Below are 11761 nucleotides of genomic sequence, written 5' to 3'. Positions count from 1 at the left end.
CTATCGTTACCGGGGCGCCATGACCCGCAACACCGGACGCCCGTCGACGCTCTTCAGCGGAAAGTAGGATTGTTGCGTGGCCGCTTCGACATGGACAACGTGCGCGTTCGGCCCGACACGGCCTTCGCCGATCTTCGACACGTGGGTGCCGGCAATGCCGAACATCGATACGATGCCCTTCTCGCCGGCGACATAAACCGTGCGTGTGCCGGGATCGAACGCCAGCACGTCCGGATCGCCGCCCACGTCAAACGCGCTGGTTATGCTCATCGTGCGCATATCGAGTACCAGCAGCCGGTCGTTGTCTTCGCATGCAATAAAAGCGAGGCGCACCTCGGGAACAATGAGCAGCCCGTGATTGCCGCGCGCGCCTGGCAGGTCGATTCGCGCCACGATCGCATCGGAGGATGGGTCGATTTCGACCAGCTGACGCCGCGTCTGTACATTGACGAAGATATGCCGCGAAACCGGGTCATATTGCGCGTTACCCACTTCACCGCCAAGCGGAATGGTCGCAATCCGTTTCATCGCGAGCACATCGATCACGGTCTCCGTTTCTCCCGTTTCATCCGAGACGTAGAGTTTGTGCACGTCGGGCGCGTAGGCCATACCGTCCGGATAGACGCCGCCAGGTATGCGGGCGAACTCCTTGAGCGTGTGTTCGTCGATAGCGACGATCTCATTCGTTCCGGTTGCCGAAGCATAGACGCGGGACAGCTCGGGCACGACGAGCACACCGTGGACGGCGGCGATTCCCCGAATCTGACCGACCACACGCGACGCTGACGTGTCGAACACGACAACCTCGCTGTCGCCCAGATGCGCGATAAAGAGGAGGTGGCGGCGAGGGTCGCCGCTTTCGTAGTCGAAGCGGGAAGCGCGTCCTGGCAACGGCACGTCGGCGACATGCTGCAGCGGGAGGCTATCGAGTGAAGGGTCGTCCGCGGCGGCGTAACAAGCGGCGCCGAACCCGGCCGTGGCGACGACGAGGCAACGCGCGACGATCCGCGACACGCTGAACGAGCGGTTTATCCATCCGCGAATCATGACGCGCTGCGCGACGGCATCGCCGCCTGCAGTCTCAGCGCCGCGTTGTCCCAGTTGACGATGCCGAACAGCTGGTTGACGTATTCGTTGCGGCGGTTCTGGTATTTCAGGTAGTACGCGTGCTCGAAGACGTCGAGGACGAGGACCGGCTGGATGCCCCAGGCCGTGAGTTTCTGATGGTTCTCGCACTGCAGGATCATGAGCTTGCCCGTTGCCGGGTGATAGCCGACGACACCCCAGCCCGACGCTTCAGTGGCAATCGTCGCGGCGACGAGCTGCGCCTTGAACTTCGCATACGATCCGAATTGACTGTCGATCGTTCTGGCAAGCTCGCCCTTCGGTTCGCCGCCCTTGCCGGAAACGCTGCTCCAGTAGACCGTGTGCAGGATATGGCTGGACAGCTGGAAGGCGAGCTCTTTCTCGTAGAACTTCACGAGCGTGAAATCGTTGGTGTCGCGCGCCTTGGCCAGCGCTTCTTCGGCCTTGTTGGCGGCAACCACGGCCGGCTTGTGATGAAAGTTGTAGTGCAGTTCAACCGTCCGCGCGTCGATGACCGGTTCGAGCGCGTCGTATGCAAAAGGCAGCGGCGCTGCGGCGTATTTGCCGTCGGCGTCGACGAGCTTGTCGACGTAGCCCGGGCCTTCGGCGGCGAGAACCGTTTTTGCCTGGGCCAGCATCACCCCAGCGCCAACCGCAGCCGTGTTTTGCAGAAAGGTACGACGTGTTGCCATTTGCATTCCTCAGGGTGTTCGTGCACGCGTCCGGTCACAGTGCGTGCAGGTGGACAAGCGGATAGACAGCAAGGCCGATCAGGGCGGCTGCAACGACGATGACGGGCTCCTGGAGCTTGCGGAATCGCCATAACAGCAATACGGTTGCGAGCGCGAGCAACGCGGTTGGCCAGTCGATGACCGAACGTTTCGCTATGACGATCACCGAGCCGGTAATGGCACCCACGGCCGCGGCCGTGATGCCGTCGACAAACGCCTTGACCGCGGGTAGCCGGCCATACTTCTTGAAGTACGGCGCAGGCAGCACCGTGAACAGATAGCAGGGCAGAAACGTGCCGAGCGCGGCGACGCAGGCGCCGGCCAGGCCCGCGACCAGGTACCCGATGAAACCCACCGTGATCACGACGGGGCCAGGCGTGATCATCGCGACCGCTACCGCATCGACGAACTGTTTGTCGTTGAGCCAGTGGTGTTCGGTCACGACTCCGCCGTACAGGAACGGCACGATGGCAAGGCCCGAGCCGAACACGAACGCGCCGGCCTTCGTGAAGAAGAGGCCAATCTGGCCGAGCAGCGAGAGGTCCAGCCCGCTCAGCACGCCGCTCAGCACGCCGCTCAAGCCAGGCGCATGGGTCATGGCGAGTGCGTTGAGGCCGCCCTTGCTCCACCCTTTCGGCGGCGATCTGCGGAACCAGTTGACGAGTCCGCCCGCGATAAAGAGCCACGCGATTTCGGATTCCGTGGCGACGGTCACGACCGCGAGGGTCGCGTAGATGACCCACAGCAGCCTGTCCGCGCCGAGCGTCTTCGTGGTCAGCCTGTATGCGCTCATTGCGATGATGCCGGCCACTGCGGCGCCGACGCCGTAGAACACCGCCTGCATCCACGAGAGTCCGCCGAAGTGCGCGTAGGCCCAGCCGAGCGCGACCACCATCAGGAACGACGGCAGCACGAATGCGAGGCCCGCTATCGTGGCGCCCACGATCCGGTAGTGCACGTAGCCGAGATAGATGCCCAGTTGCGCGGCAAGCGGACCGGGCATCATCTGCGCGAGCGCCAGTCCTTCGCGATAGTCCGCTTCGGCGATCCAGCCGCGCTGCTCCACCAGATCGCGCCGCATATAGCCGACGAGCGCCACCGGTCCGCCAAATCCGAAGGTGCCGAGCTTCAGCATGTACAGCGCCATCTGGCCGAGCGTATAGCCGGGCGTGGTGACGGCCGTCGTGCTCATGAACGGCTTCCTGTGTCGCGGCTTTTCTCGCTCGCTGCAAAGTGCGTGTAGATCGAATCGAGCACGCGGCTCATGTCGTCGAGCAGTTGATCGTCGTCGGCGGCGCGCTCGCGCGCACCGGCCATGATCGCCTCGAAGCCGATTGCCTCGGGCACGGGCGTCCCGCCGACGTCGAGCGCATGGACCATCGCGCCGAGGCGCAACAGCGCCGGGTCCTTGTCCAGCCCGAAGCTCGCGAGCAGCACTTCGAACGTGACGCGCTCGCCGACGTGGGTAAAGGCCGCGCCATCGAAATCGAAGCCGAGCGCACCGGATGGGCAGACGTCCGGCGATGTCAGCCAGATGAAGCGTGCATGGAGATCGATGAAGCGGCGAATCAGCCACGCGCTGGCGACACGATCGACCCACATCCGCTGACGCGTGGCCCATGTGCGGCCCTGGTAGTCCGCGACCGACAGCGAACGGATGGCACGGTCGGCCGCGTGCGGCTCGCCCGGCGACAGCACCGTGTCGACGTGCGCGACGAAATCCTGCCAGGCTACCTCCGCGCGCGTCGCTGTTTCGCCGGGGAAATAGTCGATGGCGACGATCGTCTCGTAATCTTTGCGCAGCCGCCGAAGCAGCCTGGTCAGCTCGGCGGCGGACTGCCCGGCAACCGATTTGCGGGCATCGGCAAGCGTGCGGATGAAGCCGTCGTACTCGTCAGTGCGGTCGAACAGCGCGCGGAATTCCGAGTCCTGAGCGGCATCGAGGCTCGGCGCGCGCAGCAGGTGCGCCGTGCCGCCGCTCTCGGCAATGGCGATGGTCAGTTCGCGCAGCATCGCTTCGCGTTCAGCGGTGTAAGGCAACAGATAGATGCCGTCGCGCAGAACGGCGCAACCCCTGGCTTTCAACGCGCGCCAGAAACGCATGCGCGCCGTGGCGTTCTCGGTTGGAAGCGTCAGAACGAGGAGCGACCAGGTCAGAAGAGTAGTCATGTAGAGTAAACTACTCTCTAGTAGTGATCTCTACAAGTTAACTTTTGACGGTTTGGGCGGATCGATCGTGCCGCCCGTTTCAGCCGCCTGTTTCAGCCGCCCGTTTCAGTTACGCGACCCGAGCGATCGGGCTTCGCGACATTCTTCGGAATCCGTGTCGATTCCGTGTCTCCCGTTTCGTCGTAGTGTCAGAGAACCCGTCGCTCGCGGATCGACTTCACGGCTGTGTCGCGAACTGCCGCAACCCGGCGCGACATCGATGATCAAAGGCAGCATGAAATAGCGGGTTCTCGGATCATGCTTTGTGCAGGTAAGCCCGTTAGTCACAGGAGGCGCAAATGACACACTACGTTGATGGATTTGTCGTACCCGTTCCAGCTGACAAGCTCGATGCCTATCGACGCATGGCGGAGCAAGCCGGCGAAGTGTGGCTGGAGTACGGCGCGCTTCAATACTGGGAGTGCGTCGCCGACGACGTAAAGCCCGGTAAGGTCACGTCGTTTCCGCAGAGCGTGCAACTGAAGGACGGAGAGACCGTCGTGTTTTCCTGGATCCTTTACGACTCGCGGGAGCACCGCGACAGCGTCAACGCCAAGGTGATGGAAGACCCGCGCATCAAGGCCATGATGGATCACAAGAGCCTTCCCTTCGATGGGATGCGCATGTTCTTTGGCGGGTTCAAGACGCTGCTCGAACTGCCTCACGCGTAATGGCGAAAGATGGCGGGCCTGTCGGGAGCATGGCGCGTCGGGAGATCCGCGATGCAGAACGACGGGCCGGCGCCGCGGAACTCGCGCGCCGATCGCATACGCGGGCACCGTCGCCCCATTCTTATTGGGGACATAGGCAAATTTCTTGCATCGCAGCAAAAACCCTCCTATAACCATCCATATGGATGGTACATGGATGGAATATGAAAAAAGCTGCGGTTCCCGAGACGCCTCGCTCCAAAGGCGGAGAGTCCGAAAAAATCACGATCAATCTTGTGCCGGTAGACCTTGGTCAGATCGATCTTCTCGTTGAAGAAGGCTTCTATTCGAACCGTACCGACCTGATCCGGACGGCCATCCGCAATCAGCTCGCACTCCACGCTCAGGTCGTTCAGGAGACGGTCACACGCCGCGCGCTCGTGCTCGGCATGCAGCATTTTTCCCGACAGGACCTTGAGGCAGTGCGCAAGGCACACGAGCGACTCGACATCCAGGTGCTCGGGCTGGCAAGCATTGCGGCTGACGTCTCACCGGAACTTGCGCGCGCAACCATTGGAAGCGTCGCGGTGCTGGGGGCGTTTCATGCCACGCCCGCCGTCAAGGCAGCGCTCGCCGACCGTATCCGGTAATCGCCTGCCGCGCTACTCGACATCTACTTTGCTCACCGGAACACACCATGAAACTGAACGAGGGATTTCTGAACTCGATGCACGAAGCGATGGACTTGCTACGCACACGCGGCCCCGCCGAAGCGACGGCCGCAATACAACGCGCGTTGCGTGGCGAAGGCACTCGGGCAGCGAGCGACATGTCGCATGAAACGGTATCCAGTCCCGCGGGTGCCCGGCTTGACCGGACGAATACGAACGACGTCCCGCCGCGCGCGGCGGAACAGGGGCGCACGGAGTTCGAAGATCGCGGGCATTTCAGCACGCACTCGTATTCGAACGCGGCTGGCCGCCGGCAATATCGGCTCTATGTGCCCGCGGGGACCGCGAGCGCACCGATGCCGCTCGTTGTCATGCTGCATGGCTGTACCCAGGACGCCGATGACTTTGCAGCCGGCACGCAGATGAATGCGCTCGCCGAGCGTCACGGGTTTCTTGTTGCGTATCCGGTGCAGCCGAAGCAGGCCAACCCGTCAAAGTGCTGGAACTGGTTCAAGCCCGGCGATCAGTCGCGCGAGCGCGGCGAGCCGTCCCTGATCGCGGGTATCACGCGCGAGATCATCGCGACGCACCATGTGGACCCTTCGCGTGTGTATGTCGCGGGCCTGTCCGCGGGCGGTGCGATGGCGGCGATCATGATTAGCGAGTATCCCGAACTGTATGCCGCGGCCGGCGTGCACTCCGGTCTTGCTGCGCGTTGCGCGCATAACTTGCCCTCTGCGCTTGCCGCGATGAAAGGCGGCACACCTTCCGCAGAGACGCGACGCGCGCAATGCGATTCGTTTGCGCCGCAACGGCCCGTGATCGTTTTTCACGGCGATGCCGATGCCACGGTTCACCTGTCGAATGCCGCCCGAATCGTGCGCGGTTTCGAACGGCAACAGGCTGGCGCCGACGTGGGGCGTCGTAGTGGGGCGGGCCGACGCGACTGCACGGTAGAGCGGCTGGTTTCCCGCGGCGGCGTCGACGCCGAGTTATGGACCATTCACGGCGCGCCGCACGCCTGGGCAGGCGGCAGTGCGCGTGGAAGCTATACCGACGCAAGCGGGCCGGATGCGAGTGGCGAAATGCTGCGGTTTTTCCTTGAGCATCCGCAACATCCCTAATGCAACAACGCGCGGATTGCCAGCAGGCAGACGCCGACCTGATCAGCGGGCATGGCACGCCTGATACGGTCGACGGTCCGTCTGTCGAGGATTGCCGGGCGCGCTCCAGAATCAGCTCGCGGCAGGGCCGCCATCGCGGCGCTGCTCGCTTATCGCTTACGCTCGCCGGGACGAGACGACATCGCCTTTCTCATCGACGATCCGCACGGCTTGATTCGGCGTGGTTGTGAGATCCGAGCCGGGATTCAGTATCGCCGAAACAGCGCGGGGAGACGCGTCGTTGACCATGCCGGTCATCGCGATGAAGCCGCGGTTGAACGACGTCTCCGCTTCACTGAAGGCATCGGCGTAGGCGCCAAGCAGAATGTCGCCGACATGCCGCAGGTACGCGGCGACCTTGGCGGTCCCTGCGAGCGAATAGCTTGCTTGCAGATGCCATGCACCTAACAGCGAGCGTTCTTCGGCTGCCTGCAGCGCAACCGCGCGATGCTCGTCTAGCGTGGTACGGATCGCACACTGATTCAGGTCCGCGAGGCGCCCGGCAGCCGCGACACAAGCCGCGACACATACCGCGCTCAACCCAGTCAAATCGTTGACCACGGACGTGGCATGACCAGCGGGAGTTTCTGGCGCTTCGGCGGTTTCCAGCAACACAGATGCACTCACGATCGACTCCTCGACAGTTGTACGGCCGGTGCGCGACCGGCCAATGCTTGTGGAAAAAGCCGTGACGGGACAATGGCGCGAGCGGAGCGAAGCGGGTCCGCGCGATTGGCCGTCACATGCCGCGATTCAGGGCTGCTCGCTGTCTTTGCTCGAGCTGGCCGAGCCCTCCTTGTCCGGCTGATCCCGCTGATCTTTTCCAGACTTGCTTTTTCCGACGCCCAGCTCATCCAGCTTTTTGTCGATCTTTTCCGCGTCGCCGTGTCTCGAACCATCGTCATCGTTCCGGTTGTTTGTATCCGGGTTCATCGAAGCACCTCAGTGGGTGGAAGGAAGCGTCACAATCGCGCGTGGCAGCAGCCCTTCAGGTGGAACCCCGCGCGGGTCGATTGCGCTCACGCGGTGTTGCAGTCGCCGGGCGTGAGCGCGGCGCGGATTGTGTCAATGCAGCCGTGTGCATCCCATGTGCCCGCGTCGCCAGGAACACCGCGTGAACGATTCCTATCGGGCCGTCGCAGGTAATATAGAGAGCGAACGCCGGTCCCGCTGACACAGGCTCTTTTCGGGGAAACACATGCGACTCGCCGACTTTATCCATGCAGAACATGGAAGAAATTCTTGTGCAGTGGCAAGCCTTCGCGACGACGCTGCATCCGGCAGCAAGAAGCATGGACCGCGCCGCGTTGCGCGACCATGCGCAACAAATACTGCAGGCGATCGCAAAGGACATCTCGAGTCCGCAGACACACGACGAGCAGCACGAGAAGTCTTGGGGAAATGCCCCGAAACCCATCGACGCGGCGGAGACGGCCGCGCAAACGCATGCTTTGCTACGCGCGCGCGGGGGTTTCAGCGTCAATCAGCTGGCAGCGGAATATCGCGCGCTGCGAGCCAGCGTGCTACGGCTCTGGATGGACCGCAACGGCACCACGGTAACGAGTCTCGATGACGTGATCCGGTTCAATGAGGCGATCGACCAGGCTGTCGCTGAATCGGTCGATTTCTTTAACGTGCAGGTCGAACAGGCCCGCAATCTTCTGCTCGGCATGCTCGGGCACGATATGCGCAGCCCGTTGCAGACGATCCAGATGACTGCCGCTTATCTCGCTGCGTTAAATGCAGGCGAAAAAGTGTCGGAAGCCGCGACACGGCTGATCCACAGCGGCTCCCGTATGCAGTCGCTGCTCGATGACCTGTGCGATTTCAACCGCGTCAAGCTGGGACTGGGTATCAACGTCGTCCGCACCGACATCGATCTGGCGACTGTGTGTGCCGATACGGTCGACCAGTTGCGAGCCGCGCACCCGGGCCGGGAAATCGAGCTGAACATAGAAGGCAGTTTTCGAGGGCTCTGGGACGGTGCCCGGCTGCAGCAGCTGCTTTCCAACCTGGTGACAAACGCACTGAAATACGGAAGTCCGGACATACCCGTTCGCGTCGCGTTGACGGGAAAAGCGCCCGGGGTGCTGCTGGAGGTGGCGAACGGCGGTCAGGCCATCGACGAGCAGACGATGGAGGCGATTTTTGACCCGCTCATGCGCGGCCTCGGTCAGGAAAACAGCCATGCGGGCGGACTCGGGCTTGGACTCTACATCGCGGCCGAGATCGCGAAGGCTCACGACGGCAACATCGAGGTCCGGTCGGACAGCAGTCAGACGATATTTTCTGTTCACCTGCCGTATCGCGACTAGGCCTCGTCCCCATCGACTGCTTGCCCGGTTCGCGGCTTCACAGGCGACGTTTTGTGGCGGACGGCTCCGAGCCGAACGCTTAATGAAGTGGCGAAATGACGCCTGCTTTTTCCGCGAGCGCTCGTTCGTAGACGCCGAAATTCAGATCCACCTCCTCCTGAGCGACGACCTGCACGGCGATGTTGACCTGCTGCGGCAGCAGCCCCATGACCGTTGCAATTGCACTCTCCAGCTGCGGAACGCAAAGCCGGTCTTCGGCCAATGTCGTCCCGACCGTGATGTCGTAGGCCTTCTCCTGGCGAAACACAATCTCGAGGATGCGGGCTCGTGCGCTCATGTTGTTGTCCACCGCAAGACGCGCCACGTCGGCCAGTTGCCGCATCACTTCGGTGGGAAAGCCCTTTGTCGAACGCATCCTGAGGCGATGTCTGCCCAGCGTTGTCCAGTCGGTGTCGAATTCCACGGCGTTCCTCCTTGCATGGGTTTGTGCGCCGACGGTATGGGCGGCATGCGACTTTTCAAGAGGGAAAAATCCGGCCCACCGGCCCCTTGAAATTTCCGCGTGCCCTCCTATTTTCCGTAGCGCTCAGGCAGCGGTTCGCGACGCGCATTGCTCGCGAGCCCTGCGTGTTTCAACCTTGATTGTCCGCGGCACCGCGACAACCGGACTGAAGCGCGTACGCCGGTTCGTTTCCTTGCCGTCATAGGAGCAAGCGACCATGAGTGATCTTTACTTCGGGACCGACCTGTTGGGCGAACTCGACAGGATGCAGCGGCAGATGTCGAGCCTGTTCGGCAGCTTCCCGTCCAGCCTTCGTTCGAGCCGGTCAGGCTCTTTTCCTCAAATCAATATCGGCACGACCGACAGCACGATCGAGATCGTGGCGTTCGCGCCCGGCGTCGATCCTGCGAAGCTCGATATCTCCGTCGACAAGGGCCTGCTGTCGATTGCCGGCGAACGATCCGCGCAGCAGCAGACCTTGCCGGAAGGCACGCGCCGGTATGCGCAGGAGCGCTTCAACGGCGCCTTCCGGCGCGTCATCGAGTTGCCGCAGCAGGCTGACCCCGACAAGGTGCAGGCGCGCTATGTCGACGGGTGCCTGCTAATTTCCGTGGGCAAGCGCGAGGCCTCGAAACCCCGTGCGATTACCGTTCAATGAAGAGGTGAGATCATGAGCGACAACACGCAAATTGCCCAGCGCGATCCGAACGCGATGACGCGCGCGGAGTCCGACGAAGCACGTCGACGCGTCACGCTGACGCCGGCCGTGGATATCGTCGAGGACGCGCATTCCGTTACGGTGTGGGCCGACCTGCCCGGCGTGCCGAAGGACAAGCTGGACATCAGGGTGCACGACGGCAATCTGACTATCGACGCGGAATCCGTCGTGCCGGTCCTGCCGAACCTGCGGCTCTCGCACGCCGAAATACGGGCGCCCTATTTTTCGCGGCGATTTACCGTCAGTGAAGACTTCGATACATCGAAAATCGAGGCGTCCCTGAAGGACGGTGTGCTCAAGCTGACCATTCCGCGTCGGGACGAGGCGAAGCCGCGGCGCATCGACGTACAGGTGGGTTAAGCGCCGGACCGTCTGAACAATCCGGCTGTTGCGCCACGGCCGACAGCCGGTGTCGGCGGCATCGGCGACGGTGCGGCTTGACGATGCGGCTAACGTCGTTGCTTGGGCGGAATTCATGTCCGCCCGAGGATGGCTGCCTATCGGGAAACCCGTGTACGCCATGTCCCCTTAGGCATAGAGCTTCCCTCTTTGAGGGAAGCGCCGCTCACGATCAGGTCGCGGCGTGCGTCCATATTTGCGCTCCTCAGGTTGTTGAAAGTTGTCGTACTGCGACGTGAGCGCCTGTGTGGCAACGCATGCCCGTATGTTCCGCATTCGTCGTGCCCACCAGCACGCTCGCGCTTTCCGTTGCTGCCGACCGGTGCGGCTTCTCGTGCGCACCGACATGCGTTTGTGTGTCGCAGAGAGAAGGCGACATCGTATTGTTATCCGCCCGCGCCCAGGCATACGCCATGCACATCTGTGCGGGCGACACGCCGCCAGCAGACCCTGGTCGGTACGCATCGGCTGACTGCCATACCACCAGCACGAGGCACCGCCGGACCGAGATGCAGCGACGAGCCGCAAGCGTGGCAGCCAGCTGCTGGCCACGCTGCAACAGCGACAGGTACCCACCACTTTCGGTAACGTCCTCAGGGAGCAGGCCATGACCACAAAAACCGTTCACGATCTTTTCGTTCATTCGCTATCCGATATTTACAGTGCGGAAAAGCAGATGACAAAGTCTTTGCCGAAGCTGGCACGAGCCGCCACCCACGCCGAACTGAGCAGTGCATTCATGACGCACCTTGAAGAGACGCAAGGGCAGATCGAGCGCATCGATCAGGTCGTCGAGGCATGCGGCATTCGCCTCAAACGCGTGAAATGCGTGGCGATGGAAGGACTCATCGAGGAGGGACAGGAGCAGATCGAGGAGATCGAATCCGGACCAGTCCTCGACGCTGCGCTAATTGCCGCGGCACAGAAGGTCGAGCACTACGAGATCGCAGCCTATGGATCGGTGATCGCGCTGGCGAAGCAACTGGGCGAAACGCACGCAGTCACGCTTCTGCTACAGACGCTCAAGGAAGAGAAGGCGACCGACGAAAAACTCTCCCTGCTCGCCGAAGAAAAGATCGCAGCGGAAGCGTTGAGCAAGGAGTCGTGAATGCAACGCCCGGACAACGATCCGCTGTCGTCATGAAGGCGCGGCGTGCGGCGCATCCTCGCGGTAGCCATCTGCGGTTCGCTCTCGCGGGCTGGCAGGTGGGGGTGTGGATCGCCGCCGTCGCGCTTTCGTTCGTCTTGTGACAGAACCGCCGCCCGTTGTGCGGCGGCCAGACGGACGGTGCTTCAGACATGACAGACAGAAAGCGCG

The 11761-nt window shown here is 62.5% G+C and carries 14 protein-coding genes and 1 pseudogene; 7 read left to right on the top strand and 8 right to left on the bottom strand.

Features of this window, described 5'->3' with window-relative positions:
- Positions 1 to 6: 6 nt before the first annotated feature.
- From ACYPXD_RS01595 to ACYPXD_RS01580, 4 genes are read right to left on the bottom strand one after another with little or no spacing between them, the layout of a single operon-like run.
- Positions 7 to 1047 (bottom strand): YncE family protein, encoded by a 1041-nt coding sequence (locus ACYPXD_RS01595; RefSeq protein WP_459706686.1) that lies wholly within the window; start codon positions 1045 to 1047, stop codon positions 7 to 9.
- The gene (locus ACYPXD_RS01590; protein ID WP_459706684.1) at positions 1044 to 1778 is read right to left on the bottom strand and encodes a superoxide dismutase; all 735 of its coding nucleotides are present in this window, start codon (positions 1776 to 1778) and stop codon (positions 1044 to 1046) included. Before ACYPXD_RS01590 ends, ACYPXD_RS01595 begins: the two co-directional genes overlap by 4 nt.
- A 34-nt stretch (positions 1779 to 1812) precedes the next feature.
- A complete protein-coding gene (locus ACYPXD_RS01585; RefSeq protein WP_459706681.1) occupies positions 1813 to 3009 on the bottom strand; it encodes a chromate transporter in 1197 nt (398 codons plus the stop codon).
- Positions 3006 to 3986: a chromate resistance protein ChrB domain-containing protein gene (locus ACYPXD_RS01580; protein ID WP_459706679.1), complete on the bottom strand. Its 981-nt coding sequence runs from the start codon at positions 3984 to 3986 to the stop codon at positions 3006 to 3008. Before ACYPXD_RS01580 ends, ACYPXD_RS01585 begins: the two co-directional genes overlap by 4 nt.
- A 338-nt stretch (positions 3987 to 4324) precedes the next feature.
- Here ACYPXD_RS01580 and ACYPXD_RS01575 point away from each other — a divergent pair, with 338 nt between their 5' ends.
- The 3 genes from ACYPXD_RS01575 to ACYPXD_RS01565 all read left to right on the top strand — a co-directional run bounded on the left by ACYPXD_RS01575 (position 4325) and on the right by ACYPXD_RS01565 (position 6470).
- Positions 4325 to 4696 carry a DUF1428 domain-containing protein gene (locus ACYPXD_RS01575; RefSeq protein ID WP_459706677.1) on the top strand — a complete coding sequence of 124 codons (372 nt, stop codon included), beginning with the start codon at positions 4325 to 4327 and terminating at the stop codon, positions 4694 to 4696.
- 203 nt (positions 4697 to 4899) lie between these two features.
- Positions 4900 to 5325, top strand: a complete 426-nt coding sequence (locus tag ACYPXD_RS01570) for a CopG family transcriptional regulator (protein WP_459706674.1) — start codon at positions 4900 to 4902, stop codon at positions 5323 to 5325.
- 47 nt (positions 5326 to 5372) lie between these two features.
- Positions 5373 to 6470 carry an extracellular catalytic domain type 1 short-chain-length polyhydroxyalkanoate depolymerase gene (locus tag ACYPXD_RS01565; protein ID WP_459706672.1) on the top strand — a complete coding sequence of 366 codons (1098 nt, stop codon included), beginning with the start codon at positions 5373 to 5375 and terminating at the stop codon, positions 6468 to 6470.
- A 156-nt stretch (positions 6471 to 6626) separates the two neighbouring features.
- On the opposite strand, the gene ACYPXD_RS01560 is transcribed toward ACYPXD_RS01565, so the two are convergent.
- Positions 6627 to 7124 carry a phasin family protein gene (locus tag ACYPXD_RS01560; RefSeq protein ID WP_459706670.1) on the bottom strand — a complete coding sequence of 166 codons (498 nt, stop codon included), beginning with the start codon at positions 7122 to 7124 and terminating at the stop codon, positions 6627 to 6629.
- A gap of 138 nt (positions 7125 to 7262) precedes the next feature.
- Complete coding sequence (locus tag ACYPXD_RS01555; RefSeq protein ID WP_459706669.1) at positions 7263 to 7442, bottom strand: hypothetical protein; 180 nt, start codon at positions 7440 to 7442, stop codon at positions 7263 to 7265.
- Positions 7443 to 7707: 265 nt separating this feature from the next.
- On the opposite strand from ACYPXD_RS01555, the pseudogene ACYPXD_RS01550 reads away from it, so the two are divergent.
- Positions 7708 to 8824 (top strand): annotated as a pseudogene (locus tag ACYPXD_RS01550) (ATP-binding protein).
- Between the two features lie 79 nt (positions 8825 to 8903).
- On the opposite strand, the gene ACYPXD_RS01545 reads toward ACYPXD_RS01550, so the two are convergent.
- Positions 8904 to 9287: a hypothetical protein gene (locus ACYPXD_RS01545; protein ID WP_459706667.1), complete on the bottom strand. Its 384-nt coding sequence runs from the start codon at positions 9285 to 9287 to the stop codon at positions 8904 to 8906.
- Between the two features lie 256 nt (positions 9288 to 9543).
- Here ACYPXD_RS01545 and ACYPXD_RS01540 point away from each other — a divergent pair, with 256 nt between their 5' ends.
- Together ACYPXD_RS01540 and ACYPXD_RS01535 are read left to right on the top strand one after the other, a co-directional pair.
- Complete coding sequence (locus ACYPXD_RS01540; protein ID WP_459706665.1) at positions 9544 to 9984, top strand: Hsp20/alpha crystallin family protein; 441 nt, start codon at positions 9544 to 9546, stop codon at positions 9982 to 9984.
- 12 nt (positions 9985 to 9996) lie between these two features.
- A complete protein-coding gene (locus ACYPXD_RS01535; RefSeq protein WP_459706663.1) occupies positions 9997 to 10404 on the top strand; it encodes an Hsp20/alpha crystallin family protein in 408 nt (135 codons plus the stop codon).
- A gap of 244 nt (positions 10405 to 10648) precedes the next feature.
- Here the strand turns inward: ACYPXD_RS01535 and ACYPXD_RS01530 are convergent, their stop codons facing one another.
- A complete protein-coding gene (locus tag ACYPXD_RS01530; RefSeq protein ID WP_459706661.1) occupies positions 10649 to 11086 on the bottom strand; it encodes a hypothetical protein in 438 nt (145 codons plus the stop codon).
- Between ACYPXD_RS01530 and ACYPXD_RS01525 the strand changes: the two genes are divergently transcribed.
- Positions 11051 to 11551, top strand: coding sequence for a YciE/YciF ferroxidase family protein (locus ACYPXD_RS01525; protein WP_459706659.1), 501 nt, complete (start codon positions 11051 to 11053; stop codon positions 11549 to 11551). The two genes, ACYPXD_RS01530 and ACYPXD_RS01525, sit on opposite strands and share 36 nt — an antisense overlap.
- The last annotated feature ends 210 nt before the right edge of the window (positions 11552 to 11761 follow it).

This window comes from Paraburkholderia sp. 2C, from assembly GCF_054589215.1.
This window is presented reverse-complemented; position numbering and strand designations above follow the sequence as displayed.